General features: G+C 61.0%; 27 protein-coding genes. 9 read left to right on the top strand and 18 right to left on the bottom strand.

The genetic code is table 11. The features are described 5' to 3' along the window. The first annotated feature begins 36 nt into the window (after nucleotides 1-36). The 4 genes from lptE to BWR59_RS30055 all read left to right on the top strand — a co-directional run bounded on the left by lptE (nucleotide 37) and on the right by BWR59_RS30055 (nucleotide 3511). The gene (gene lptE, locus BWR59_RS30070; RefSeq protein WP_081569297.1) at nucleotides 37-642 is read left to right on the top strand and encodes an LPS assembly lipoprotein LptE; all 606 of its coding nucleotides are present in this window, start codon (nucleotides 37-39) and stop codon (nucleotides 640-642) included. Nucleotides 643-684: 42 nt separating this feature from the next. Beyond that, the gene (gene holA / locus BWR59_RS30065) at nucleotides 685-1722 is read left to right on the top strand and encodes a DNA polymerase III subunit delta (protein WP_081569296.1); all 1038 of its coding nucleotides are present in this window, start codon (nucleotides 685-687) and stop codon (nucleotides 1720-1722) included. 206 nt (nucleotides 1723-1928) lie between these two features. Then, nucleotides 1929-2087 (top strand): alternative ribosome rescue factor ArfA, encoded by a 159-nt coding sequence (gene arfA, locus BWR59_RS30060; RefSeq protein WP_081569295.1) that lies wholly within the window; start codon nucleotides 1929-1931, stop codon nucleotides 2085-2087. An 89-nt stretch (nucleotides 2088-2176) separates the two neighbouring features. Further along, nucleotides 2177-3511 (top strand): lytic murein transglycosylase, encoded by a 1335-nt coding sequence (locus BWR59_RS30055; RefSeq protein ID WP_081569294.1) that lies wholly within the window; start codon nucleotides 2177-2179, stop codon nucleotides 3509-3511. A gap of 247 nt (nucleotides 3512-3758) precedes the next feature. Here the strand turns inward: BWR59_RS30055 and lipA are convergent, their stop codons facing one another. The 12 genes from lipA to BWR59_RS29995 form a co-directional block, all read right to left on the bottom strand. Next, nucleotides 3759-4799 (bottom strand): lipoyl synthase, encoded by a 1041-nt coding sequence (gene lipA / locus BWR59_RS30050; protein WP_081569293.1) that lies wholly within the window; start codon nucleotides 4797-4799, stop codon nucleotides 3759-3761. 1 nt (nucleotide 4800) lies between these two features. After that, nucleotides 4801-5448 (bottom strand): lipoyl(octanoyl) transferase LipB, encoded by a 648-nt coding sequence (gene lipB / locus BWR59_RS30045; protein WP_081569292.1) that lies wholly within the window; start codon nucleotides 5446-5448, stop codon nucleotides 4801-4803. Beyond that, the gene (locus tag BWR59_RS30040; protein WP_081569291.1) at nucleotides 5448-5723 is read right to left on the bottom strand and encodes a DUF493 domain-containing protein; all 276 of its coding nucleotides are present in this window, start codon (nucleotides 5721-5723) and stop codon (nucleotides 5448-5450) included. Before BWR59_RS30040 ends, lipB begins: the two co-directional genes overlap by 1 nt. Nucleotides 5724-5821: 98 nt before the next feature. Beyond that, nucleotides 5822-6982, bottom strand: coding sequence for a D-alanyl-D-alanine carboxypeptidase family protein (locus BWR59_RS30035; protein WP_081569290.1), 1161 nt, complete (start codon nucleotides 6980-6982; stop codon nucleotides 5822-5824). A 196-nt stretch (nucleotides 6983-7178) separates the two neighbouring features. Continuing rightward, nucleotides 7179-8210: a septal ring lytic transglycosylase RlpA family protein gene (locus BWR59_RS30030; RefSeq protein WP_081569289.1), complete on the bottom strand. Its 1032-nt coding sequence runs from the start codon at nucleotides 8208-8210 to the stop codon at nucleotides 7179-7181. Further along, nucleotides 8210-9220 (bottom strand): lytic murein transglycosylase B, encoded by a 1011-nt coding sequence (gene mltB / locus BWR59_RS30025; RefSeq protein ID WP_081569288.1) that lies wholly within the window; start codon nucleotides 9218-9220, stop codon nucleotides 8210-8212. Before mltB ends, BWR59_RS30030 begins: the two co-directional genes overlap by 1 nt. A gap of 41 nt (nucleotides 9221-9261) precedes the next feature. Continuing rightward, a complete protein-coding gene (gene rodA / locus BWR59_RS30020; protein WP_168184552.1) occupies nucleotides 9262-10365 on the bottom strand; it encodes a rod shape-determining protein RodA in 1104 nt (367 codons plus the stop codon). Nucleotides 10366-10396: 31 nt separating this feature from the next. Further along, nucleotides 10397-12298: a penicillin-binding protein 2 gene (gene mrdA / locus BWR59_RS30015; RefSeq protein WP_081569286.1), complete on the bottom strand. Its 1902-nt coding sequence runs from the start codon at nucleotides 12296-12298 to the stop codon at nucleotides 10397-10399. Nucleotides 12299-12329: 31 nt separating this feature from the next. Then, entirely contained in the window at nucleotides 12330-12797 is a 468-nt protein-coding gene (gene rlmH, locus BWR59_RS30010) for a 23S rRNA (pseudouridine(1915)-N(3))-methyltransferase RlmH (protein WP_062384870.1), read from the bottom strand. Nucleotides 12798-12806: 9 nt separating this feature from the next. Further along, nucleotides 12807-13199, bottom strand: a complete 393-nt coding sequence (rsfS, locus tag BWR59_RS30005) for a ribosome silencing factor (protein WP_081569285.1) — start codon at nucleotides 13197-13199, stop codon at nucleotides 12807-12809. 16 nt (nucleotides 13200-13215) lie between these two features. Beyond that, complete coding sequence (gene nadD, locus BWR59_RS30000; RefSeq protein WP_081569284.1) at nucleotides 13216-13899, bottom strand: nicotinate-nucleotide adenylyltransferase; 684 nt, start codon at nucleotides 13897-13899, stop codon at nucleotides 13216-13218. Nucleotides 13900-13942: 43 nt separating this feature from the next. Beyond that, nucleotides 13943-15211 carry a glutamate-5-semialdehyde dehydrogenase gene (locus BWR59_RS29995; protein WP_081569283.1) on the bottom strand — a complete coding sequence of 423 codons (1269 nt, stop codon included), beginning with the start codon at nucleotides 15209-15211 and terminating at the stop codon, nucleotides 13943-13945. A 301-nt stretch (nucleotides 15212-15512) separates the two neighbouring features. On the opposite strand from BWR59_RS29995, the gene BWR59_RS29990 reads away from it, so the two are divergent. Further along, on the top strand, nucleotides 15513-16196 hold the full coding sequence (locus BWR59_RS29990; protein ID WP_081569282.1) for a DNA-3-methyladenine glycosylase: 684 nt from the start codon (nucleotides 15513-15515) through the stop codon (nucleotides 16194-16196). A 3-nt stretch (nucleotides 16197-16199) separates the two neighbouring features. After that, nucleotides 16200-17516, top strand: a complete 1317-nt coding sequence (locus BWR59_RS29985; RefSeq protein ID WP_081569281.1) for a bifunctional DedA family/phosphatase PAP2 family protein — start codon at nucleotides 16200-16202, stop codon at nucleotides 17514-17516. 119 nt (nucleotides 17517-17635) lie between these two features. Here the strand turns inward: BWR59_RS29985 and BWR59_RS29980 are convergent, their stop codons facing one another. Genes BWR59_RS29980 through BWR59_RS29970 form a run of 3 tightly spaced genes read right to left on the bottom strand, consistent with a single transcriptional unit; the run spans nucleotide 17636 to nucleotide 19312 of the window. Further along, nucleotides 17636-18226, bottom strand: a complete 591-nt coding sequence (locus BWR59_RS29980; protein ID WP_081569280.1) for an LON peptidase substrate-binding domain-containing protein — start codon at nucleotides 18224-18226, stop codon at nucleotides 17636-17638. Between the two features lie 10 nt (nucleotides 18227-18236). Then, nucleotides 18237-18953: an LrgB family protein gene (locus tag BWR59_RS29975; protein WP_081569279.1), complete on the bottom strand. Its 717-nt coding sequence runs from the start codon at nucleotides 18951-18953 to the stop codon at nucleotides 18237-18239. Next, on the bottom strand, nucleotides 18950-19312 hold the full coding sequence (locus BWR59_RS29970) for a CidA/LrgA family protein (RefSeq protein WP_081569278.1): 363 nt from the start codon (nucleotides 19310-19312) through the stop codon (nucleotides 18950-18952). The genes BWR59_RS29975 and BWR59_RS29970 overlap by 4 nt, the downstream gene beginning before the upstream one ends. Nucleotides 19313-19531: 219 nt before the next feature. Between BWR59_RS29970 and BWR59_RS29965 the strand changes: the two genes are divergently transcribed. The 3 genes from BWR59_RS29965 (at nucleotide 19532) to BWR59_RS29955 (ending at nucleotide 22714) form a co-directional block, all read left to right on the top strand. Then, nucleotides 19532-19987 (top strand): MaoC family dehydratase, encoded by a 456-nt coding sequence (locus BWR59_RS29965; RefSeq protein WP_081569277.1) that lies wholly within the window; start codon nucleotides 19532-19534, stop codon nucleotides 19985-19987. A gap of 140 nt (nucleotides 19988-20127) precedes the next feature. Continuing rightward, nucleotides 20128-21822 carry a C13 family peptidase gene (locus BWR59_RS29960; protein WP_081569276.1) on the top strand — a complete coding sequence of 565 codons (1695 nt, stop codon included), beginning with the start codon at nucleotides 20128-20130 and terminating at the stop codon, nucleotides 21820-21822. A 250-nt stretch (nucleotides 21823-22072) separates the two neighbouring features. Next, nucleotides 22073-22714 carry an oxidoreductase gene (locus BWR59_RS29955; RefSeq protein ID WP_081569275.1) on the top strand — a complete coding sequence of 214 codons (642 nt, stop codon included), beginning with the start codon at nucleotides 22073-22075 and terminating at the stop codon, nucleotides 22712-22714. Nucleotides 22715-22825: 111 nt separating this feature from the next. Here BWR59_RS29955 and BWR59_RS29950 read toward each other — a convergent pair whose 3' ends face one another. From BWR59_RS29950 to mpl, 3 genes are read right to left on the bottom strand one after another with little or no spacing between them, the layout of a single operon-like run. Next, complete coding sequence (locus BWR59_RS29950; protein ID WP_081569410.1) at nucleotides 22826-23116, bottom strand: YceK/YidQ family lipoprotein; 291 nt, start codon at nucleotides 23114-23116, stop codon at nucleotides 22826-22828. Beyond that, nucleotides 23109-23738 carry a flavin prenyltransferase UbiX gene (gene ubiX / locus BWR59_RS29945; RefSeq protein ID WP_081569274.1) on the bottom strand — a complete coding sequence of 210 codons (630 nt, stop codon included), beginning with the start codon at nucleotides 23736-23738 and terminating at the stop codon, nucleotides 23109-23111. The genes BWR59_RS29950 and ubiX overlap by 8 nt, the downstream gene beginning before the upstream one ends. Next, on the bottom strand, nucleotides 23735-25084 hold the full coding sequence (mpl, locus tag BWR59_RS29940) for a UDP-N-acetylmuramate:L-alanyl-gamma-D-glutamyl-meso-diaminopimelate ligase (protein ID WP_081569273.1): 1350 nt from the start codon (nucleotides 25082-25084) through the stop codon (nucleotides 23735-23737). The genes ubiX and mpl overlap by 4 nt, the downstream gene beginning before the upstream one ends. Nucleotides 25085-25217 lie beyond the last annotated feature (133 nt).

The raw sequence follows: 25217 nt of genomic DNA, 5'->3' as shown, positions 1-25217 counted from the left end.
CTTTCGGGTTCAAACGGATTCAAGGGGAGCAACAAGATGATCAAACGCAATCTGCTGGTAATGGGCCTCGCGGTGATGCTGAGCGCCTGCGGTTTCCAGCTGCGCGGCACCGGCACCAACGCCCTGTCGATCAAGGAACTGGACGTGAGCGCGCGTGACGCCTACGGCCAGGTCGTCACCCAACTGCGTCAGACCCTGTCCAGCAGCGGCGTACACGTCTACACCGGCGCTCAATACAAGCTGTTTCTGGCTCGCGAAGACGAAACCCAGCGCACCGCCAGCTACGTGGGTTCGGGTCGTTCGGCCGAGTATGAGCTGACCAACGTGCTGAAGTACGAAATTCACGGCAGCAAAGACGTTCTGCTGTTGGAGGACAACGTGCAGTCGACCAAAACCTTCGTGCACGACGGCAACAACCTGATCGGTTCCGACCAGGAAGCCGAGCAGATCCGCAAGGAAATGCGCAACGATCTGGTGCAGAAGATGGTTGCCCGCCTGCAGCAGCTGACACCTGAGCGCCTGGACGAACTGCAGGCCCGCGCCGATGCCGCTGCCCGCGCACAGGCCGATGCCGAAGCCGCTGCACAGCGCGTTCGCGACGAGACGCCACAACAGTCTCCTGTCGAAATCCCGTCCAAGTAATGGCATTGGGGCCGGTTCGCCGGCCCTGACCTCTTCCGACTCATGAAACTCGCCCCCGCCCAACTCGCCAAACACCTGCAAGGTGCGCTGGCGCCTGTCTATATCGTCAGCGGCGATGACCCACTGCAATGCCAGGAAGCCTGTGACGCAATTCGGGCCGCTGCACGCCTGCAGGGCTTCGATGAGCGACAGGTCTTCAGCGCCGATTCCAGCTTCGACTGGGGCACGCTTCTGCAGGCCGGCGCCAGCATGTCGCTGTTCGCCGAACGGCGCCTTCTCGAACTGCGCCTGCCTTCGGGCAAGCCTGGAGACAAGGGCGCAGCCGCCCTTCTGGAATATTGCAGCCGCCCTGCCGAAGACACACTGCTACTGATCAGCCTGCCCAAGCTTGACGGCTCTGCCCAAAAAACCAAGTGGGGCAAGGCACTGGTCGAAGGACCACAAACCCAGTTCGTGCAGATCTGGCCGGTAGATGCCAGCCAGTTGCCACAATGGATTCGCCAGCGTCTGGCGCAGTCCGGGCTGGCAGCAAGTCCTGATGCAGTGGAGCTGATAGCGGCTCGGGTCGAAGGCAACCTGCTGGCAGCGGCGCAGGAAATCGAGAAGCTCAAGCTGATGGCCGAACAAGGCCAGATCACAGTCGAAACCGTACAGGCCGCCGTGGCCGACAGTGCGCGCTTTGACGTGTTTGGCCTGACCGACGCGATCCTCAATGGCGAGGCTGCCCACGCACTACGCATGCTTGAGGGCCTGCGCGGCGAAGGTGTCGAGCCACCGGTGATTCTCTGGGCGCTGTCCCGAGAATTGCGCGTGCTGGCCAACCTGGCGCTGCAATACAGCCAGGGCGTGCCGCTGGACAAGGCGTTCAGCCAGGCACGCCCGCCGATCTGGGACAAGCGCAAACCGCTGATGAGCAAAGCGCTGCAACGTCACTCGGCACGCCGTTGGGGTCAGCTGCTGATGGACGCTCAACATATCGATGCGCAAATCAAGGGCCAGGCCGAAGGCTCGGTATGGAGCAGCTTGAGCCGATTGTCGCTATTAATGGCCGGGCAGCGGCTGGCGTTGCCATCGGAGTAACCCAGGTATTTGCCCGGCAGTATGCTGGGCTCTGTAGCCGTCCGGCTTGCCGACGGTGAGGCTTGTGAAATCGCTACCACCGGCACTCCGGACTGCTACAAATAGCTGCACGTCGGCACCGCGATAGCGCAGATCAATTAGACCTGCGCGCCTATCTGACCGATCATCGCCCCGCTTCACCCATCCCCCCTGTAGAGAGACCCGCCATGAGCAAGCCAAAGAAACGGCCGAACAAGGCCAAATCCATCATCGCCCAGCCACTGTTCCGCAGCCGTCAGGAACAACCCACCAAGGGCAAAGGCAGCTACCGCCGCGAAGCCTTCCAGTCGAGAGATTGGGAGGCTTCTTCCGTTATGGCCGCCTGAAAAACATGCGAGGTTACTGACCGGCGCCCTTTCGGCAGTGCCGACATGTTAAGGTCTGCACCTTACGGTTTATACCTGTGGACCCCAGAATGCCCTTCAGCTTTCCCCGTCGCTGGCATGTACGCCAGATGATCGCGACTTCCAGCCTGCTCGTTCTGGCTGCCTGCGCGGAGCAACCTACCGCTGCCGTCGCCACCCCTCTTCAAGCCGCTCCCCTGCAAGTCGCAAAAGCCGCGCCGACCGTGCCTAGCGCTGTGGCCCAGCCCGACGACGCCAACTTCGAAATCCAGCCTGCGATGAGCTTCAGCGAGTGGCAGAGCATGTTCCGCGCTCAGGCGCTCAGCGCAGGGATTCGCCCTGACGTTTTCGACCGAGCGTTCGCGGGCGTGACGCCAGACATGAGCGTGGTCAAAGCCGACCGCAGCCAGCCTGAATTCACTCGCCCGGTCTGGGAATACCTGGACGGCGCAATGTCTGCCGTGCGCGTACGCAAGGGCCAGGCACTGCTGGCGCAATACGCCGACGCCCTGACCACCATCGAGCAACGCTATGGCGTGGATCGCCAGGCGCTGGTCGCGGTGTGGGGGATGGAAAGCAGCTTCGGCCAGTTCCAGGGCACTCAATCGGTGATTCGCTCGTTGGCGACACTGGCCTATGAAGGCCGCCGCCCGCAGTTCGCTCAGGATCAACTGATCGCTGCCCTGCAGATCATCCAGCACGGCGACATCGATGCGCCGAGCATGCTGGGTTCGTGGGCGGGGGCGATGGGGCAGACTCAGTTCATCCCGACCACCTACAACACCCATGCAGTGGACTTTGACGGCGACGGTCGCCGCGACATCTGGAATTCCCCGCTGGATGCGCTGGCATCGACCGCGCACTACCTGCAAAGCTCGGGCTGGCAGAAAGGCCAGCCCTGGGGACTCGAAGTACAGCTGAGCCCGGGCTTCGACTACGCTATCGCCGACGCCTCTACCCGAAAGACCATTGCCGAATGGCAGCAACTGGGCCTGAAACTGCCCAACGGCGCGGCACTACCGGCCAATCTGCTGCAGCAGCAGGCTGCCTTGTTGCTACCTGCCGGTTACAAGGGCCCGGCGTTCCTGGTGATGGATAACTTCCGCGCGATCCTGAAGTACAACAACTCGTCGTCCTATGCCTTGGGCATCGGTCTGTTGTCTGAGCGCTTTACCGGTGGGGGTTACGTGCTAGGCCAATGGCCACGCGGCGACCGCCCTCTGAGCCGCTCTGAGCGTATCGAGCTGCAAACCCTGCTCTCGGCTCGCCAGTACGATGCTGGCGCCCCGGACGGGATCATCGGCGCCAACACGCGCAAGGCCATTCGCAGTGCCCAACAGTCATTTGGCTGGCCGGCGGATGGTTATCCAACGCAAGAGCTGCTGGATAACCTGAGAAAGCCATAACAGTAGCGATGTCCCCTGTGGGAACAGTCGGTGCGGGGGCCGCGAACGCGGTGATTCGGCATCAGGTGGATTGCCTGATAGTACGCTTCGCGGCCGTCGCACGGCTCCGGCAGCTCCCACAGTCTGGAGTCATCGGCAATAATGCGGCATGACAGGACGAGTCAGCCAGCGTGGCTCCTCGCAAAACAAAACGGGCCGGATATTTCTATCCGGCCCGTTTTGTTGTGCGCGTCGATAACGCCAGCAATCAGCTCGCGGTCAGCAGCGACTTGACCAGCTTGGCCTGTTCGTCAGCGTGGTACGAAGAACGCACCAGTGGGCCCGACGCGACGTTCTTGAAGCCCATCTTGTAACCTTCCTCGGCGAACCAGGCGAAGGTGTCAGGGTGCACGAAGCGCTGCACCGGCAAGTGGTTGCGCGACGGTTGCAGATACTGGCCGAGCGTCAGCATGTCGATGTTGTGCTCGCGCATGCGCTGCATCACTTCGATCACTTCCTCGTCGGTCTCGCCCAGACCCAGCATCAGGCCGGATTTGGTCGGTACATGAGGGACCATTTCCTTGAAGCGCTGCAGCAGGGTCAGCGACCACTGGTAATCAGAGCCCGGACGCGCGGCCTTGTACAGGCGCGGCACCGTTTCCAAGTTGTGGTTGAACACATCCGGCGGGGTCGCAGCAGTAATTTCCAGCGCGATGTCCATGCGGCCACGGTAGTCCGGAACCAGCGTCTCCAGCTGCACGTTCGGCGACAAGGCACGGATTTCGCGGATGCAGTCGGCAAAGTGCTGGGCACCGCCGTCACGCAGGTCGTCACGGTCTACCGAGGTGATCACCACGTACTTCAGTTTCAGGTCGGCAATGGCGACGGCGAGGTTCTTCGGCTCGTCGACATCCAGCGCCTTCGGACGGCCATGACCGACGTCGCAGAACGGGCAGCGACGGGTGCAGATGTCACCCATGATCATGAAGGTCGCAGTGCCACCGGAGAAGCACTCACCCAGGTTCGGGCAGGAAGCCTCTTCGCAAACGCTGTGAAGCTTGTGTTTGCGCAGCAGCGCCTTGATGCGGTCGACCTCAGGCGAAACCGGAATGCGGACACGAATCCAGTCCGGTTTCTTCGGCAGGTCCACCGTTGGAATGATCTTCACCGGGATGCGCGCAACTTTTTCCGCGCCACGCAGCTTCACGCCGGCTTCTACTTTCGGACGTGCAGCGCGCTCCGGCGTAGCAACGTTCACTGTCGGGATCAGGGTTTGCACGGCGTCTGCCGTCTCATGCGCAGTAGTCATATCAATCGATTCCGCCCGTTAGGGTCGTCTGCTCAGCGTAGTCGAGGTGTTTGACGAGCTGCGCACGCAGCCGGGCACTTACCTCGGCAAATTCAATCGGGCCTGCCTGTTCGCGCAGCTGGGTCATCGCCAGCCCCGCATACCCGCAGGGATTAATCCGTTTAAACGGGTCCAGATCCATGTCGACGTTGAGCGCCAGGCCATGAAATGAACAACCGTTGCGGATACGAAGGCCCAGGGAGGCGATCTTCGCTCCATCGACGTAGACCCCCGGCGCTTCCGGTTTGGCTGCCGCCGTTACGCCGTAACTGGCCAGCAGGTCGATCAGGCTGCGCTCGATCCGGCTCACCAGTTCGCGCACGCCGAAACCCAGGCGACGCACATCCAGCAACAGATAGGCCACCAGTTGACCGGGCCCATGATAAGTCACTTGGCCACCGCGATCGACCTGTACCACCGGAATATCTCCGGGCAGTAACAGATGCTCGGGTTTTCCCGACTGCCCCTGCGTGAAGACCGGAGGGTGCTGCACCAGCCACACTTCATCGGCGGTGTCGCGAGTGCGGCCGTCGGTGAAGCGCTGCATGGCTTGCCAGGTGGGCTCGTAGTCGATCAATCCAAGATCGCGAAAGCCCAGACAATCACTCATCACAGCACCATGTGCACTTTGCCCGTGGCACGCAACTCGCTGTTGATGTCGTAGAGCTGATCCTGACCGGTCGCGACGATGTGCAGCTGCAAGGTGGTGTACTTGCCATTGCTGCTCTGACGCTCGGCCTGCTTCTCATCGAGGATCGTTGCGTGCTTCTTGACGATCGCAATGACCTCGTCTTTGAAACCCACACCGGTGTCGCCAATGATCTTGATCGGGTAGTCGGCGCAAGGGAATTCGATTTTCGGTGCTTTTACTTCGGTATCTGTCATGGCAGTAACGGCCTCGTAAGCCGGAAAACGGACAGTCCCCCACCGCTATCAGCGGCAGGGGCGTACGGAGCGACGATCAGCAAACGATCAATTTATGATCAGTTGAACAGACCGTAGAAGAACATGCGGATGCTATCCCACAGGCGGCGGAAGATACCACCTTCCTCGACGGCGTCCATTGCGATGAGATTAGCGGTGCGCACGACTTTGTCATCCAGCTTCACCTCGACCTGACCGATGACGTCACCTTTGGCGATCGGCGCGACCAGTTTCGGGGTCATGGTCATGCTGGCGGTGAGCTTCTTCATCTCGCCTTTAGGCATGGTCATCGACAAGTCATCAGCCAGAGCGGCCTTGACCTGGCGCTCTGCACCCTTCCAGACCGGCGCCTGAGCCAGCTCAGTGCCCTTCTGGTAGAAGGTCTGGGTTTCGAAGAAACGGAAACCGTAGGTCAGCAGCTTCTGGGTTTCGGCTGCACGAGCCTGTTCGCTGTTGGTACCGAAGACCACGGCGATCAGACGCATGCCGTCACGAACGGCAGAAGACACCATGCAGTAGCCGGCTTCTTCGGTGTGACCGGTTTTCAGACCGTCGACGGTCTTGTCGCGCCACAGCAGAAGGTTGCGGTTAGGTTGCTTGATACCGTTCCAGAAGAACTCTTTCTGCGAGTAGATCGCGTAGTGAGCCGGGTCTTCGTGGATGATCGCGCGGGCCAGCAGCGCCATGTCATGGGCGGTGGCGTAGTGATCAGGGTTCGGCAGACCTGTCGGGTTCATGAAGTGGCTGTTGACCATGCCCAGGTCGCCAGCGGTTTTGTTCATCATGTCGGCAAACGCATCTTCGCTGCCGGCGATGTGCTCGGAGAGCGCCACGCTGGCGTCGTTGCCCGACTGGATGATGATCCCGTGCAGCAGGTCGCTGACGGTCACCTGGCTGCCCACCTTGATGAACATCCGCGAACCGCCGGTACGCCAGGCGTTTTCGCTGACGGTCACCGGATCGTTCTCGCCGATCTGGCCACGACGGATTTCCAGGGTCGCGATGTAGGCGGTCATCAGCTTGGTCAGACTGGCTGGCGGCAGACGCTGGTCACCGTTGTTTTCGACCAGAACGTTGCCACTGTTGGCATCCATCAGCACATACGCCTTGGCCGCCAGTTGAGGCGCCGACGGCGTCATCTGCTCGGCTGCGAACGCGGCAGGCGCGGTGAATAGCGGGATTAACAGGCAAAGGCGTTTTGCAAAGGTGGTGATGTTCATCCGTCTCTCGAAAATGCTAATGGGCAAACATGCCCTCGCGGGCAAAGCGGTGGTGCCGGGCTGTCCCGGCAAACGGGCTCACATTCTACAGATGATCCCGTGAAAAGCTGCTGACAACGCTTGCTCTGGCGGCAAGTCGCTTGCCAGGCAGCTTCGATTCGACCTCGTTGCCGAGTGTCGAATCATTGATCTGACGTTACTGATCCGATGTAACCACGCTTGGCGAGCCCAGATTGGCCGACCGCACGCTGTTCTGCAGTTGCTGGGCTTCACCCGGCGTGTCGACCGGCCCCATCCGTACGCGGTAAAGCGTCTGTTGATTGCGCGCTATCGAACTCACGAAAACCGGGGCCCGAACCATCCCGCTCAGTTTCGACCTCAGGAGTTCCGCAGCGTCCGGGTTGGCGAAGGCTCCCACCTGGAGAAACAGCCCAGACGCTTGTCCGGAAGCGTTTTTTTTTGCGTCGATCGGAACCGGCGAAACCGGTGCGGCGTGCTGTGCCGGTGGCGGCGTCCATTGTTCGATGGTGCCTGCGGAAGCTGTGATCACTGGCGTTGCGACCGGCGCCTGCCGTGGCGGCGGGTTGCTTGCCACTTGCGGCTGGTCGAGCATCAACGGCGCAGGTTTGCCGCGCTGCGCCCAGTACTGCGCAGGATCGATCCCCTCGACTTTGACCCGTGCGGTGCCGATTTCGGCATAGCCGAGCTTCTTCGCCGCGGCGTAGGACAAATCGATGATGCGATCGGAATAGAACGGCCCGCGATCGTTGACCCGCAAAATCACGGTGCGATTGTTGTCCAGGTTGGTCACGCGGACATAACTGGGCAGTGGCAACGTCTTGTGCGCCGCGCTCATGCCGTACAGGTCATAAACCTCGCCGTTGGCGGTGTTCTGGCCATGGAACTTGGTGCCATACCAGGACGCCGTACCGGTCGCGGTGTAATTGCTGGAGTCGCTGAGCGGGAAATAGGTCTTGCCCAATACCGTGTATGGGTTGGCCTTGTAAGGACCGGTGTGCAAGGTCGGTACGGCATCCGGAATGCGCGAGACGTCGACATCCCACCATGGCGCGCCATCTTTATGCGCGCGGTTGATATCCAGGCCCGGCTGCGCGCGGATGACATTGCCCTGTTGCGTAGGTCGGCTGGTGGAGCAACTGACGACAAGCAATGCCAGCGCCGCGAAGGCCATCAGCTTCAATGGTTGTTGCATCGGCAATGACCGCATTACTTGACGCCCCGAGCTTGAACAAGCATTTCAGACAGCTGATGCACGGCCATGGCGTACATCACGCTGCGGTTGTAACGCGTGATTGCGTAAAAATTCTTCAAACCCATCCAGTATTCAGGGCCACTGTCGCCTTCGAGGCGAAAAGCCGTGACCGGCATATCGTCGCGCAGCGCATCATGACTCGCCCACCCCAAGGCTCGCAACTCCCCGACAGTCTTCACCGGCTCGATTCCGGGGCTCAAACCCTCATCGACACGGTCGCCGCGAACGCTCGCGCGGCTGACGACGGGCTCACCCGCGACCCATCCATGGCGCTTGAAATAACTGGCGACGCTGCCAATGGCGTCATCCGGATCGTTCCAGATGTTGATGTGGCCGTCCCCGTCAAAATCCACCGCATAGGCGCGGAAACTGCTCGGCATGAACTGTGGCAGACCCATCGCTCCGGCGTACGAACCTTTGAGCGTCAACGGGTCTACCTGCTCCTCACGCGCCAACAGCAAAAACTCGCGCAGCTCCTTGCGGAAAAATTCCGCACGGGGAGGATAGTCGAAACTGAGGGTCGATAACGCATCGATTACCCGGTAATTTCCGGTATTACGTCCGAAAAATGTTTCAACGCCAATAATCGCCACGATCACCTGAGCCGGTACGCCGTACTCCTGCTCGGCGCGCGCCAGAGCAGCTTCATGCTGCCGCCAGAAGTCCACACCCCGAGCGATACGCGCATCGGTGAGGAACATGGGGCGATAATCCTTCCATGGCTTGACCCGTTCGGCCGGCCGCGAAATCGCGTCGAGAATCGACTGTTTGCGCTGCACATCCCGGAAGACTTCAATCAGTTGCTCACCCGCGAATCCGTAATCGCGGGTCATATCGCTGACGAACTGAGCGACTTGAGGAGAGCCCTCATAGTCACCCGCAAGCGACTCCTGCACTGAACCGAGGATGCCCATCAGACCGACCAGCGGCACATATCGAGCAGCCCAGCCACGCACTACTTGCATTGAGTTCCTGACCTTTAAACCTGAGCGGTTATTCACTGTAATCAAACCTGAGCGATCCACTTGCGATGCGTATGGATCGACATCAAAACCCCAAACGCTGACAGCAGCGTCACCAGCGAAGTTCCGCCGTAGCTAATGAAGGGCAATGGCACACCCACCACCGGCAGCAAGCCGCTGACCATACCGATGTTGACGAAAACATAAACAAAAAACGTCATGGTCAGGCTGCCCGCGAGCAACTTGCCGTAGAGCGTCTGCGCCTGGGCGGTGATCACCAGACCGCGACCGATCAGCAGCAGATAGATCAGCAACAGCGCGCAGATGCCCACCAGCCCGAACTCTTCGCCCAGTACCGCGATGATGAAGTCGGTGTGGCTTTCCGGCAGGAAGTCCAGGTGCGACTGGGTGCCCAGCAGCCAGCCCTTGCCGAACACGCCGCCCGAGCCGATGGCCGCCTTCGACTGAATGATGTTCCAGCCCGTGCCCAACGGATCGCTTTCAGGATCGAGGAACGTCAGGATCCGCTGCTTCTGGTAGTCGTGCATGAAGAAGAACCACATCGCCACTGCAACCGGCACCGCTGCTGCGATCACGCTGATGATCCAGCGCCAGCGCAACCCGGCCATGAACAGCACGAAGGTCCCGGAAGCGAGAATCAGCAGCGAAGTACCGAGGTCCGGCTGGCGCACGATGAGGATAAACGGCAGCCCGATCAGCCCGAGACTGACCGCGACGTGCTTCAGATGAGGTGGCAGCGTGCGCTTGGACAGGTACCAGGCGATGGTCGCCGGCATGATGATCTTCATGAATTCCGAGGGCTGGAAGCGAATCACCCCCGGAATGTTGATCCAGCGCGTTGCACCCATGGCGTTGTGGCCCATGACGTCCACCGCCACCAGCAGCAACACGCCGAAGATGTAGGCAATCGGCACCCAGCGCGCCATGAAGCGAGGCTCGAGTTGCGCAATGACGAACATCGACACCAGCCCGATACCGAACGAGGTGGCCTGTTTGATCAGCAGGTCCCAGCTCTTGCCGCTGGCCGAATAAAGGACGAACAGGCTGCCTGCGGCCAGCGTCAGCAACAGGATCAGCAGCGGGCCGTCGACATGGATTTTCTGCAGGAAGGTGGCGCGACGGCGCATCACATCTTCACTGGAGAGGATGCGGTCGAAATTACTCTTCACGGGCCGCGGTCTCCGGAGGCAGTGTATTGCTGGCGTATTCGGGTTTGAGATGGCCTTGGGGGTCCAGCAGCCAGGCATCCATGACCTGACGCACGACCGGCGCTGCCACCCCGGAACCGGACTCGCCGTTCTCGATCATCACGGCGACGACGATTTTCGGGTTGTCGGCCGGCGCGAAGCCCACGAACAAGGCGTGGTCGCGGTGGCGCTCCTGCACTTTCGAGCGATCGTATTTTTCGCCCTGGCGGATGGCGACGACTTGCGCGGTGCCGCTCTTGCCAGCAATGCGGTATTGCGAGCCTATCGCGGCCTTGCGCGCAGTACCCCGGGCACCGTGCATCACCTGCTGCATGCCGTGGTTGACCTTGGCCCAGTCGGACGGATCGCGCAGGACGATATCGGGCATCGGGTTTTCGTCCACCGGCTTCTGGCCTTCGACAGTCTTGGCCAGATGCGGACGATTCCATTTGCCCTTGTTCGCCACCAGCGCCGTGGCCTGCGCCAGTTGCAGGGGAGTGGCCTGCATGTAGCCCTGACCGATCCCGAGAATCAGCGTTTCCCCCGGGAACCAGGCCTGACGACGGGTAATACGTTTCCAGTCGCGGGACGGCATCAGGCCCGGCGATTCCTCGAACATGTCCAGCGAGACCTTCTGGCCGATGCCGAACTTGTTCAGGTATGTGGACAGGCGATCGATGCCGACCTTGTGCGCCAGATCATAGAAATAGGTGTCGTTGGACCGCATGATTGCCGTGTCCAGATCGACCCAGCCGTCACCGGTGCGGTTCCAGTTGCGGTACTTGTGATCGTAATTGGGCAGCATGTAGTAGCCGGGGTCGAACACCCGGGTACTGGCAGTCACCACGCCTGTGTCGAGGCCGGCAATGGCCACGGCGGGCTTGATGGTCGAGCCGGGAGGATACAGACCGCGAAGAATGCGGTTGAACAGCGGACGGTCCACCGAATCGCGCAGCTCGGAATAGGCCTTGAAGCTGATGCCGGTAACGAACAGGTTAGGGTCGAAGCTCGGCTGACTGACCATCGCCAGTACTTCGCCGGTGCTCGGATCCAGCGCCACGACGGCCCCGCGACGCCCGCCCAATGCAGCCTCGGCCGCTTCCTGCAACTGGATATCCAGGCTCAGGACGATGTCCTTGCCGGGAACCGGATCGGTACGTTTCAGCACGCGCAACACGCGGCCACGGGCGTTGGTCTCGACCTCTTCATAGCCGACCTGACCGTGCAGCTCAGGCTCGTAGAAGCGCTCGATACCGGTCTTGCCCATGTGATGGGTGCCACTGTAATTCACGGGATCGAGGCTTTTCAGTTCTTTCTCGTTGATCCGCCCCATGTAACCCACGGAGTGCGCAAAATGCGCGCCCTGCGGGTAGTGTCGAATCAGTTGCGCCACCACTTCAACGCCGGGCAGGCGGAACTGGTTGACGGCGATCCGGGCGATCTGCTCTTCGGTCAGCTCGAACAGGATCGGCACCGGTTCAAACGGGCGACGCCCTTGTTTCATGCGCTTTTCGAAGATGATCCGGTCATCCGGCGTCAGCTCAAGCACTTCGATGATCGTGTCGAGCACCTGGGCCCAGTCACCGCCTGAGCGTTCGCGGGTCATGCTCAGATTGAAGCTGGGGCGGTTATCGGCAATGACCACGCCGTTGCGGTCGAAGATCAACCCGCGGCTCGGCGGAATCGGCTGCACATGAACGCGGTTGTTTTCCGACAGTGTCGAGTGATAGTCGTACTGGATGACCTGAAGGAAATACAGCCGCGCCACCAACACGCAAATCAGCACGATCACGGCCACTGCACCGACCACGACCCGGCTGCGCACAAGGCGTGCGTCCTTTTCGTGGTCTTTCAGGCGAATCGGCTGAGACATTTAGGGCGTGTTCACAGTGAAGGCAGCGGCGCTACTTGTGATAAGGGTGACCGGACAGCACTGTCCAGGCACGATAAATCTGCTCACCGATGAGGATGCGCACCAGCGGGTGCGGCAACGTCAACGGCGATAACGACCAACGCTGCTCGGCACGGGCACAGACTTCCGGCGCCAGCCCCTCGGGGCCGCCGACCATCAGGTTCACCGTGCGCGAATCCAGACGCCAGCGGTCGAGCTCGACCGACAGCTGCTCGGTGCTCCACGGTTTGCCGTGAACTTCGAGGGTGACGATCCGCTCGCCCGGCTGCACTTTCGCCAGCATGGCCTCACCTTCCTGACGGATCAGGCGGGCCACGTCGGCGTTCTTGCCACGGGTATTGAGCGGAATTTCCACCAGCTCCAGAGCCAGTTCGGATGGCAGACGCTTGGCATATTCATGCCAACCCTCTTCCACCCATTTAGGCATGCGTGAACCAACAGCAATCAGACGCAGACGCACGACAAGGCCTTATTCGTTGCCCGGCGTGTGATGCGCACCGCTGGCGGCACGGCTCTGTTCGGCACCTTGCCACAGACGTTCCAGGTCGTAGAACTGACGGGCAGCGGCGGTCATCATGTGCACGATCACGTCACCCAGGTCCAACAGCACCCAGTCGCTTTCGCCTTTGCCTTCTTCGCCCAGAGGCTGTGCGCCCTTGGCCTTGACGTTCTCGCGAACCTTGTCGAGCATCGCATTGATCTGACGGTTCGACGTACCGGTGGCGATCACCATGTAGTCGGTCAGGCTGTGTTTGTCCTTGACGTCGATGACCAGGATGTCCTGAGCCTTGACGTCTTCCAGAGCGGCCTTGGTCAGTTCAACCAGCTCTTCGCCGGAAACGGAAATTTTTTGCTTTGTCATAAAAAACTCATTCAGTTCAATTGGGCGCACGGTACAGCCCGTGCGCCTCGATGTAGGCCAGTACTGCGTCTGGCACCAGAAAACGTACCGACTTCCCGCTGGCCAGCAGTTGGCGGATCTGGGTGGCAGACACCGAAAGCGGCGTCTGCCAGACGAATGTAATGTGTCCGCCGGGCCCTTTCAGGGCCTTCGGATCGCTGACCGCGCGCGCCGCCAGCAGGTTACGCATGGCGTCCGGCGACTCGCTGTCGGCGTCCGGGCGTTGCAGCACCACGATATGGCAGTGCTCCAGCAACTCTTCCCAACGATGCCAGCTGGGCAGCCCGCAAAAGGCGTCCCAACCCAGCAATAAAAACAGCTGGTCATCGGGCGCCAGTTCCGCGCGCATCGATTCCAGCGTGTCGATGGTGTAAGACGGTTTATCCCGCAATAATTCGCGGTCATCCACCGTCAATGGCGATACGCCTTGTACCGCACTGCGAACCATCGCCAGACGGTCCTGCGCTGATACACCTGGCATATCGCGATGAGGCGGTCTGGCGCTGGGCGTCAGACGCAACTCATCGAGTTCAAGCAGCGCGGCGACTTCCAGCGCGCCGCGCAAATGGCCGATATGCACGGGATCGAAGGTCCCGCCGAGCATACCGATACGCTTGGGCGTGCGCGCTGCATGGCCCGAAGCGCCGGCGGCATCGTTCACCTTAGTTGCACCTTTGCCTGCGTGCTGGCGGCTATCAGCCAAGTCAGGCTTGACCGCGCAACTGCGTACCGTCGCCAATGACGACGTACTTCTCGCAGGTCAGGCCTTCCAGCCCCACCGGGCCACGGGCGTGGATCTTGTCGGTGGAAATACCGATTTCCGCGCCCAGCCCGTACTCGAAGCCATCGGCAAAGCAGGTAGGCGCGTTGATCATCACCGAACTGGAGTCGACTTCAGCCATGAAGCGGCGAGTCTGAGCCTGAGAATCGGAGATGATGGCATCGCTGTGATGCGAGCCGTAATGGTTAATGTGCTCGATGGCCTGATCCAGACCGGTCACAACGCGGATCGACAGGATCGGCGCCAGATACTCGGTGTGCCAGTCTTCTTCGGTCGCCGGGATCGCGTCGATCAAGTCGCGGGTACGCTCGCAACCACGCAACTCCACGCCCTTCTCGCGAAACTGACCGGCCATCTGCGGCAGGAAATCGGCAGCAATCGCCTGATCCACCAGCAGGGTTTCCATGGCGCCGCAGATGCCGTAGCGATAGGTCTTTGCGTTGAAACTGATGCGCTGGGCCGCAACCAGATCGGCATGGGCACTGACATACACGTGACAGATGCCATCCAGGTGCTTTATGACCGGCACCTTGGCCTCGCGGCTGACGCGCTCGATCAGGCCTTTGCCGCCACGGGGAACGATGACGTCCACATACTCGGGCATGGTGATCAATGCGCCGACTGCGGCGCGGTCGGTGGTTTCGACCACTTGCACCACGGCAGCAGGCAGACCGGCTTCGGCAAGACCGCGCTGAACGCAGGCGGCGATGGCGCGATTGGAATTGATGGCCTCGGAGCCACCCCGCAGGATGGTCGCGTTGCCGGACTTCAGACACAGACTGGCAGCGTCGATGGTCACGTTCGGACGCGACTCATAGATGATGCCGACCACGCCCAGCGGCACGCGCATCTTGCCAACCTGGATGCCGGAAGGCTGGAAGTTCATGTCGCGAATGGTGCCGACCGGGTCCGGGAGGCTGGCGACCTGACGCAAACCGGCGATCATGCTGTCGATACGAGCCGGGGTCAGGGCGAGACGTTCAAGCAAGGCAGGTTCAAGACCATTGGCGCGGCCGGCGGCGAGGTCCTGCTCATTGGCAGCAGTCAGCTCGGCCCGAGCGGCGTCCAGTGCAGCGGCAGTGGCGCCCAGCGCGCGGTTTTTCTGCGCGGTACTGGCGCGGCCGATCACACGCGAGGCTTCACGGGCGGCGCGACCCAGACGGGTCATATAGTCAAGAACGGACTCAGTCATGGTCTCAGAGGTCTTGGCAGAGAAGAAAGCGGCCGATTATAGCTGTCGGGCGTGCCGAACGACAGCGGCGACAGGCGGATGGTCGATATAAGCCGGATTTGCTGGATGAAACCTGTGGATCGAAGCGCGAAACCCCACCTGCAGCAGTCCGGCTTGCCGGCGGTAGCGCCCCTGAGACCGACACCGTCGGCAACCCGGACCGTTACAAAAGCAAAACGAATGACGCTACCAGCCGCCCATTCAGCTGCAATTAAGCCCGAGATTGCTATCATCGCCAGCCACCCCCTGATGCCATCAGCCCATGCCCACCCAGTCTTCCCGCGCCCTGCCCGACAGCTTCTTCAACCGCGATGCGCAGACACTCGCCCGCGATCTGCTGGGCAAAGTGGTGCGACACAAGGTGGGCGAATTATGGCTGTCGGCGCGCATCATAGAGACCGAAGCCTACTACCTCGAGGAAAAAGGCAGCCACGCCTCCCTCGGCTACACGGAAAAACGTAAGGCTTTGTTTCTGGATGGCGGCCACATCTATATGTATTACGCCCGCGGCGGCGATTCGCTGAACTTCAGCGCTGGCGGGCCCGGGAATGCCGTGTTGATCAAATCCGCTTATCCTTGGGTCGATGCCGTCTCGGACGAAAACAGCCTGGCGCAAATGCTACTGAACAACCCCGATGCCAGCGGCAACCTGCGACCGCCCGAGCGGCTCTGCGCCGGGCAGACCCTCCTGTGCAAAGCGCTGGGCCTGAAGGTACCGATGTGGGACGCCAAGCGCTTCGACCCCGAACAGATTTTCGTCGAAGACGTGGGCCCACCTCCCTCACAGATTCTCCAGACCACCCGCCTCGGCATCCCTGCCGGGCGCGACGAGCACCTGATGTACCGCTTCGTCGACGCCGCCTATGCGCGCTTCTGCACGCGGAACCCGGTTCGACGCGGGCAAGTCGAAGGTCGCGACTACTTCATCATCGAGCAAGGAAACTGATCCATGGGCTCATGGCTCGACAGCATCACCGCTTGGCTGACCCTCAACCCGTCGTGGCTTGGCGCCGCGATCTTTCTGGTTTCGTGCCTGGAGTGCCTGGCGATCGCAGGGATCATCATCCCCGGCACCGTTGCCCTGTTCGCCATTGCAGCGCTGGCCGGCAGCGGCATTTTGCCGTTGAGCGAAGCCCTGTTGCTGGGTTTTCTGGGCGGGCTGTTGGGTGATTTCGTTTCCTACTTCCTGGGCCGTCGTTTCCACCAGAACATTCGGCGTTTGCCGGGCTTGCGCCATCACCCGGAATGGATGACGGGGGCTGAAACCTATTTCCAGCGCTACGGCATCGCCAGCCTGCTGGTCGGTCGCTTCATTGGCCCGCTGCGTCCGATGCTGCCAATGGTCGCCGGCATGTTCGACATGCCGTTCGTGCGCTTCGCCGGTGTCAGCGTGATCGCCGCGGCGGGCTGGTCGGTGGCTTACATCCTGCCGGGTTGGGCGACAGGAGCAGCGATCCGCTTGCCATTGCCAGAAGGCTTCTGGCCAGAAGCAGGCGTTGTTGCTGCCGGTCTGGCTGTCTTGCTGGGCGTGGCGATTCAGGGCAGCGTGCGAGCCAAGCGCTATGCAACCAGACTGATCGCCCTGACCTGCCTGATTCTGCTGATCGGCGTGTTTCTGGGCTGGCCGTATCTGGCCCATCTCGATCAGGGCGTGATGACGCTGGTGCAGGAACACCGCAGTGCAGCCGCAGAAAATTTCGTGGTGCTGGTCACAGGCCTCGGCGATTTCAGGACGCAGTTCTGTGCCGCCGCAGTGCTGTTGATCATTCTGGTGGTGACCCGCCAATGGCGCCACGCGATCTTCGCCTGTGCGACGACCCTGGGCGCGGCGATCATCAACCAGAGCATGAAACACACCTTCGCCCGCGCGCGCCCGGAAGTGCTCGCCGAACCATTGACCACCTACAGCATGCCCAGCGGACACGCGTCGGCGTCGTTCGCGCTGTTCATGACTCTGGCGGTATTGGCCGGCCGTGGGCAACCGGTGCGTCTGCGTCTGACCTGGCTTGTGCTGGGGGCGATTCCGGCGGCTTCGATCTGCGTGTCGCGTGTCTATCTGGGGGTTCATTGGCCTACGGATGTGCTGGCCGGGATGCTGCTGGCATTCTTCACCTGCGCGGCGAGCCTTGCGTTCGTCCAGAACAAACAGCCCCTGCCCGCCTTGCCGCTTCGCGTGTGGTGGCTGTTGTTACCGGCGATTGTCGCAGTGCTGGGCGGGTTCGCGTTTCACTCGCTGACTCATGGGCTGATTCGGTATGAGTATTGAGTCATCACATGCAGAAATGGCTTGTGCCTGACCTGTAGCGGCCCGGCTCGCCGGCGGTTGTGTACCTGGAGTTGCTACCGCCGGCAAGCCGGGCCGCTACATATCTGGGTTACGCCCGATCAGGCCTGCATGTCGCCCTGCATCTCATCCAGCAGATCCTGAATCGCGTCGAGCCGCTCTTCGGCGTCATCGATTTCCAGCAGTTCGATCTTGTCTTCTTCGGCGAACGGCAACAGGTACGCCAGTTGATTGGCCAGTGACTGCTGACCGCTGGCGGTCAGGCCCATATTCAGCGCGGCGACCATGGGGTGCTCGGCCAGGGCAGCCAACAGCGCGACCAAGTCCTCATCCTCTTCCTGCAGAGGCTTTTCGTCCGGGTCTTCCAGCCACTCCACCTCTGCGATCAGCAGATTGTCGCGCTGGGTCTGGGCATCGACTACCCGGAAACGTCGACCGCCCACCACGCGGATCCCCAGCAGCCCGTTGTCCTGCTGCTGAAAATCAGTCACCAGCGCCTCGCAGCCGATCTGCGAAAAACCTTCGGGCACATCACCCACCTCACTGCCTTCAGTGATGCAGACCACGCCGAAACCTTCGCCCTGTTTCATGCAGCGACCAATCATGTCCAGGTAGCGCGCCTCGAAGATCTGCAGATCAAGGACACACCCAGGGAACAGCACAGCATTCAGCGGAAACAGCGGCAACGACATAAACACACCCTCAAGCAACCAGAGACACCGCCAACGGCAGGAACAACGCCGTGGCGACACCCATCAAACTCATGGCGAGCGCTGCAAAGGCACCGCACTCCTCACCTTCCTGCAAGGCCGCTGAAGTCCCCACCGCATGGGCGGTCAGCCCGAGCGCCATACCTCTTGCTTCCGGGCTCTGCACCCCTGCGAGGGTCAGCAGACCGGGGCCGAATATGCCGCCAATGACGCCTGTGATCAATACGAAAACCGCGCCTAGCGCTGCCACACCACCAATCTGTTCGGCCACCAGCATGGCAATCGGCGAAGTGACCGATTTCGGCGCCATGGTCATCAGGATCATGTGATCGGCGCCCAGCACGTAGCCCAGGCCCACGCACAACGCCGTCGCAAACACCCCGCCAATCACCAGCGTAGTCAAGACCGGCCAGAACAACTGTCGGATACGCCGCAGATTCAGATAAAGCGGCACCGCCAGAGCGACGGTTGCAGGCCCGAGCAGAATACTGAGGATTTCAGTGCTCTTGCGGTATTCGGCGTAACTCAGCCCACAACTGACCAGCACGCCGATCACCACCAGCATCGATATCAGCACCGGCTGGAGGAACACCCATCGTGTTTTCTCATAACCGGCCAGCACCACTTGATAAGCCCCGAGGGTAACAGCGATGCCAAACAGCGGATGATGGATGACCGCCAGCCACGCACCTTGCCAATCCAGACTCATGACGGCTCCCGGCGGTGGGCCTGACGGTCGATGAGTTTTTGCATCAACCAGCCAGCGAACGTGAGCGAGATCATTAACGACAACACGAGAGACCCAACAATGGCCCAGAAGTCGTCGGCTATCTGTCCGGCATAGACCATGACACCCACCGCTGGCGGCACCAGCAACAGAGGGAGGTAACGCAGCAGACTGCTGGCGGCAAGGCTGATGGGTTCGCTGACTTCGCCGCGCACCATCAGGTAGATCATCAACAGCACCAGGCCGATGATCGGCCCCGGCAGTATCGACAGGAATAAATGATTCAGCGCCGTTCCCACCAACTGGAACAGCACCAGCCACGTCAGGCCTCTTAACAACATAGAAAACTCCAGCAAATTCGCGGCGACATTATAAGCATGCAGCTTCGCCAGCTATGGGTCGGTATTCGCAAGCCTTCGGCTTCTTGACCACAGCCCGTGGGCGTGCTGATCTTCAGGCTTCGGATTGCACGATGCGGACATCGCAACCTGTCCAGGCAGTAACGGCGCCTGACGCGGTAGATCCGTTAAAAACATAGTTGATTCACAAGGAGAGTATCGATGCCCTATGTACCTGTTGCAGAGCTCAAGAGTTATGAAGGCAAGGAACTGGGAAGTTCCGACTGGCTGACCATCGACCAGGAACGTATCAATCTGTTTGCCGAAGCCACTGGCGACTTTCAGTTCATTCACGTCGATCCGGTCAAGGCCGCGCAAACGCCTTTCGGCTCGACCATCGCCCATGGTTTTCTTTCGCTGTCGTTGATCCCCAAGCTCATGGAGTCGCTGCTCGTGCTGCCCGAGGGCCTGAAAATGGTCGTCAACTACGGCCTGGACAGCGTGCGATTCATTCAGCCGGTAAAAGTCGATTCACGCGTTCGTCTAAAAGTTGCCCTTACCGAAGTGACCGAGAAAAAGCCCGGCCAGTGGTTGCTCAAAGCCACTGCAACGCTTGAAATCGAGGGTCAGGAGAAGCCTGCGTTCATCGCTGAACCACTTTCCCTCGCCTTCGTGTAAACCTCATAAAACATGAAACAGTCGTAACAGACTGTTTCATGACGCTTCCCGGCTACGGCATACTCGCTGCGGCTGTGTGAGCGACTCGATACAAGTACGCGACTCTGATCACGCCGAAACACTCATTTTCGGGATTTACCATGCGCGCGCTTGCTCCTCTGGCCCTTACTCTTCTGCTTACCGCCTGCGGTGACGGCGAATCACTGTTGCCGCCCGATGCACGCCTGCCCGATGGCGGTCGCTACCGTGGCGACGTGGTCAACGGCGTTCTGCAAGGCAAGGGCCGGATCGACTACCCCAACGGCAGCTGGTACGCCGGGGAGTTCAAGAACGGTCAATGGAACGGCCAGGGCGAGTGGCACGCCAGTAACGGCGACGTCTACAAGGGCGGCTTTCAGGATGGCCTGTTTCAGGGCCAGGGCACGCTGACCACCAGCGCCGGCAGCTACGTCGGTGGCTACAAACTGGGGCGACGCGAAGGCGAAGGCACGCTCAAAGAGCACGGCATGAGCTATCGCGGCGAGTTCAAGGCCGACCTGTACGACGGGCTGGGCCATCTGGAGCTCGAAGACGGCAGCGAATATCAGGGCGAGTTTTCCCATGGCAAACCCAATGGCGAAGGCCAGCGCAGCGATGCCTCGGGCAACCAGTTCAGTGGCAAGTTCGTCGACGGCCAGTTGCAAGGCACCGGCAATTTCAACAGCGCGGACGGCGATCAATACGTCGGCGGCTTCCACAACAACCAACTGAACGGCCGCGGACGTTATGAAAACGCCGACGGCGACGTCTGGTCGGGCCAGTTCAAGGATGGCGCGTTCACCGGCAAGGGCGAATTGATCGGTGCTGACGGCACCAACTATCAGGGGCAATTTCGCAACTGGCGATTCGTCGGCGAAGGCCGGCTGAAAATGCCGGACGGGAGTGCCTATGTCGGCCAGTTCGACAACGACAATTACAACGGCCCGGGTGTGCTGACCTCAGCCGACGGCAGCGTGCAGAGCGGCACTTGGGCCAACGGCCAGCGCGTGCGCGATGCGATGGGCAAGCTGCTGCCCGATCCGCTGGAAATGGGCCTGCTCGCACAGGGTCCGCTGTTGGAAAAGGCCCTTGCCGCGGTCCCCGCTTCGACCCCCGCCATTGAGCTCTACAGCCTGGTCGTGGGCGGTGATGGCAAGCAGAGCGTGTTCCTGCGCGAGGCCGATTACGTCAACAAATTGCTCTCGACCCGCTTCGGCGCTTTCGGCCAGATTTCGCTGGTCAACCATCGAGATCACATGACTGATCGCCCGATGGCCACCCGGGAGAACATCAGCCGCGCCGTGCAGACACTCGCCCAGCGCAGCGGCCCTGAAGACCTGATCTTCATTTACCTCACGAGCCACGGCACGCACGAGCACGAACTGGTACTGGATCAGCCGCGTCTGGAGCTGTCGGACCTCCCCGCCAACGAGATGGCCGGCATGCTCGCGCCGCTGAAGAATCGCGACAAGATCGTGGTGATTTCGGCCTGTTATTCCGGAGGTTTCATCCCGGCGATCAAGGATGAACACACCATGGTCATCACGGCTTCGCGGGAAGATCGGGTGTCGTTCGGTTGTTCCGAAGAGGCGGATTTCACCTACTTCGGCGAAGCGCTGTTCGGCAAGGCGCTGGTGGAAACAGACGATCTGCAACAGGCCTTCAACACCGCCAGCGCCATCGTTGCGCAGCGGGAAATCGAGGAAAACTTCAACCCGTCCGAACCGCAGATCTGGGCGCCGAAAGGCGTGATCGCGCACTGGCAGAAGCTGCGCAAGAGCCAGGCGGAACGGGCGTTGAATACGGTCAAGCGGTAGAGCACGGCTGAGGTCAGCAGCCAGACATTGAGACCACCGCCGGGACTGTGGAAGGAAGCTTGCTCGAGAACGGCCGGAACATTCGACACATGTGCGTCGATTGAAAAATCTTTCGCGAGCAAGCTCCCACAATTGGCTTGGCGTCGCCGGTGGAATGAAGATTTCACAAGTTTTGTGAAACCAGCGTTATCCGCGAGCAGTCTGTTGCGATAGAGCGCCTATGCTTGTGTCGTATCAAGGGAGAAAGACCATGTACTTGACGCCGCAACACATCCTGCTGGCCGGAGCGACTGGATTGACGGGTGAACACCTGCTCGATCGTCTGCTCAACGAACCCACTGTCAGCCGCGTACTGGCCCCCAGTCGCAGGCCGCTGGCCGAACATCCCCATCTGGAAAATCCTGTTGGCGACTTCACATCGCTGCTCGCCGAACTGGGCGGCAGGGTCGATATCGCCTTTTGCTGTCTGGGCAGCACGATCAAACAGGCGGGTTCTCAAGACGCGTTTCGCGCCGTGGACATGGACATGGTCGTGGCCTTTGGCAAGCGCGCTCGCGAGCTGGGGGCTCGTCATCTGCTGGTGATCAGCGCCGTGAACGCCGACCCCGAATCGAGCATTTTCTACAGCCGCGTCAAAGGCGAAATGGAGGACGCGCTCAGGGATCAGGACTGGCCTCAACTGACCATCGCCCGCCCTTCACTGCTGATTGGCGAGCGTCAGGATCAACGCCTGGTGGAACAACTGGCCGCGCCGATCGCCAAGCTGATTCCCGGCAAATACGGCGGCATCGAGGCCTGCCACCTGGCCCGCGCGCTGTGGCGCCTGGCGCTGGAGGAGCAGGATGGGGTGCGGATCGTGGAATCGGATGAGTTGCGGCGGCTGGGGAAATAACGGCGCATATTGGCCGGTCAAATACCCGGTAGCAGTCCGGCTTGCCGGCGGTAGCAATGAGACGGACGCCACGGCCTGCAAGCCGGACTGCCACGGGAGGCTACAGGGCTTTTACAACCCGCCCGACGCCTGAAACCCCACACCCAGCACCGTCAGAACCGACAACGGCAGCAGAAGCGTATCCAGCAGCGCACTGCCCGGCAGATCCAGCATCGGATACTTCGGAGCCTCGGCACCGAAACGATCCTTCTCGCAACAGCCACCCTGAATCGCATACAGATCCAGCCGCGTGCCGGAATACACCACAGGTGCGCCGGGCTGATTGGCGTCCAGCGTACGCACGGTCGAGCAACCGGTCGCGAGCAAAAGCCCAACGGTGAGGACAAAAAGTTTCTTATTCATCGGCGCCAAAATGATGCTCGCCCCAGCGCGGCAGCATGTCCTGAGGGATGTTCAGCAGATTGAGAATCCGCGCCACGACAAAATCCACCAGATCGTCAATCGTCTGCGGCTGGTGATAGAAGCCAGGCGACGCCGGGAGAATCACAGCTCCCAGGTTCGACAGCTTGAGCATGTTTTCCAGATGAATGCTGGAAAACGGCGCTTCGCGGGGCACCAGAATCAGCTGGCGGCGCTCCTTCAACGTCACATCGGCAGCGCGCTCGATCAGGTTGTTGCAGGCGCCCGTGGCGATGGCGGACAAGGTGCCCGTGGAGCACGGCACAACGACCATGGCGGCCGGCGAACCTGAGCCGGACGCGACCGGCGACATCCAGTCTTCCTTGCCATATACACGAATCTGCCCATCGGCTGCGCCGGTGTACTCGGTCAGAAACGCCTGCATCATTTGCGGTTTCGGCGGCAGTATGACGTCGGTCTCGGTCGCCATGACCAGTTGCGCTGCCTTGGAAATCAGAAAGTGCACTTCGCGGTCTTCGCGAATCAGGCAATCCAGAAGACGCAGCCCGTATTGCGCGCCGGACGCGCCGGTCATCGCCAGGGTGATGCGTTCAGGCCCGCTCATTTCAGCGCCTCGGCCAATTTGCCGTGCAGGCCGCCGAAGCCGCCGTTGCTCATGATCACCACGTGAGTGCCGGGTTGAGCCTGGCTCTTCACACGCTCGATGATGCCTTCCAGAGAGTCGCAAACCACTGCCGGAACCGTGCACTGCGCGGCGGTTGCCGCCAGATCCCAACCCAGATTCGCCGGGGAATACCAGACCACCTGATCGGCCTGTTCGACGCTCTCTGGCAGACCATCGCGGTGCGCGCCGAGCTTCATGGAGTTTGAACGCGGCTCGACGATAGCAATGATCGGCGAATCGCCGACTTTTTTGCGCAGGCCATCCAGCGTGGTGGCGATAGCGGTCGGGTGATGGGCGAAATCGTCATAAATGGTGATGCCGCGCACTTCAGCGACTTTCTCCATACGCCGTTTCACACTCTTGAACGCGCTCAACGCTTCGACGCCCTGCTGCGGCACGACGCCGACATGTCGCGCGGCCGCCAGCGTCGCCAGTGCGTTGGCGACGTTGTGCTGGCCGGTCATGTCCCAGTCCACCGTGCCCTGTGCGACGCCTTCGAAAATCACCTCGAACTTCGAGCCGTCTTCGCTGAGCAGCTTCGCCTGCCATTGGCCGCCCTGCCCGGTCGTCTGCACCGGCGTCCAGCAGCCCATCTCGATCACACGCTGCAGCGCGGGCTCGGTGGTCGGATGAATGACCAGACCTTCGCTCGGAATCGTACGCACCAAGTGGTGGAACTGGCGCTCAATCGCCGGAAGATCGGGGAAGATGTCAGCGTGATCGAACTCAAGGTTGTTGAGGATCGCCGTGCGCGGGCCGTAATGGACGAACTTGGAGCGCTTGTCGAAGAAGGCGCTGTCGTATTCATCGGCCTCGACCACGAAGAACGGCGTGTCGCCCAGACGCGCAGACACCGCGAAATTCTGCGGAACGCCACCGATCAGGAAGCCCGGGCTCATGCCTGCGTGCTCCAGCACCCAGGCCAGCATGCTGCTGGTGGTGGTCTTGCCGTGGGTTCCGGCAACCGCCAGCACCCAGCGCCCACGCAGCACGTGATCGGCGAGCCATTGTGGGCCGGAAACGTATGGCAGGCCTTTGTTCAGGACGTATTCCACAGCCGGGTTGCCCCGCGACATGGCGTTGCCGACCACCACCAGATCCGGCGCCGGATCCATGTGCGACGGGTCGTAGCCCTGCATCAGCTCGATGCCCTGCGCCTGGAGCTGTGTGCTCATCGGCGGATAGACGTTGGCATCGGAGCCGGTGACTTTATGGCCCAGATCCTTGGCGAGAACCGCCAGCGAACCCATGAACGTGCCGCAGATACCCAGAATATGAATGTGCATGACCGACCTCTTAAAACATTCGCGCAGGTTAGCTTAGAGAGGGTCGGTTCGCACAGTTCAATCGCAGCGCGCTGCCAGACACAAGGCCCGCAAACAACGCAGAACCTTCGTGGGAGGGAGCTTGCTCGCGATT

It is taken from the genome of Pseudomonas sp. Bc-h (assembly GCF_002080045.1).
Classification (GTDB): Bacteria; Pseudomonadota; Gammaproteobacteria; order Pseudomonadales; family Pseudomonadaceae; genus Aquipseudomonas.
The sequence above is the reverse complement of the archived record's forward strand: the minus strand, read 5'-3'. Positions and strand labels throughout refer to the sequence as shown.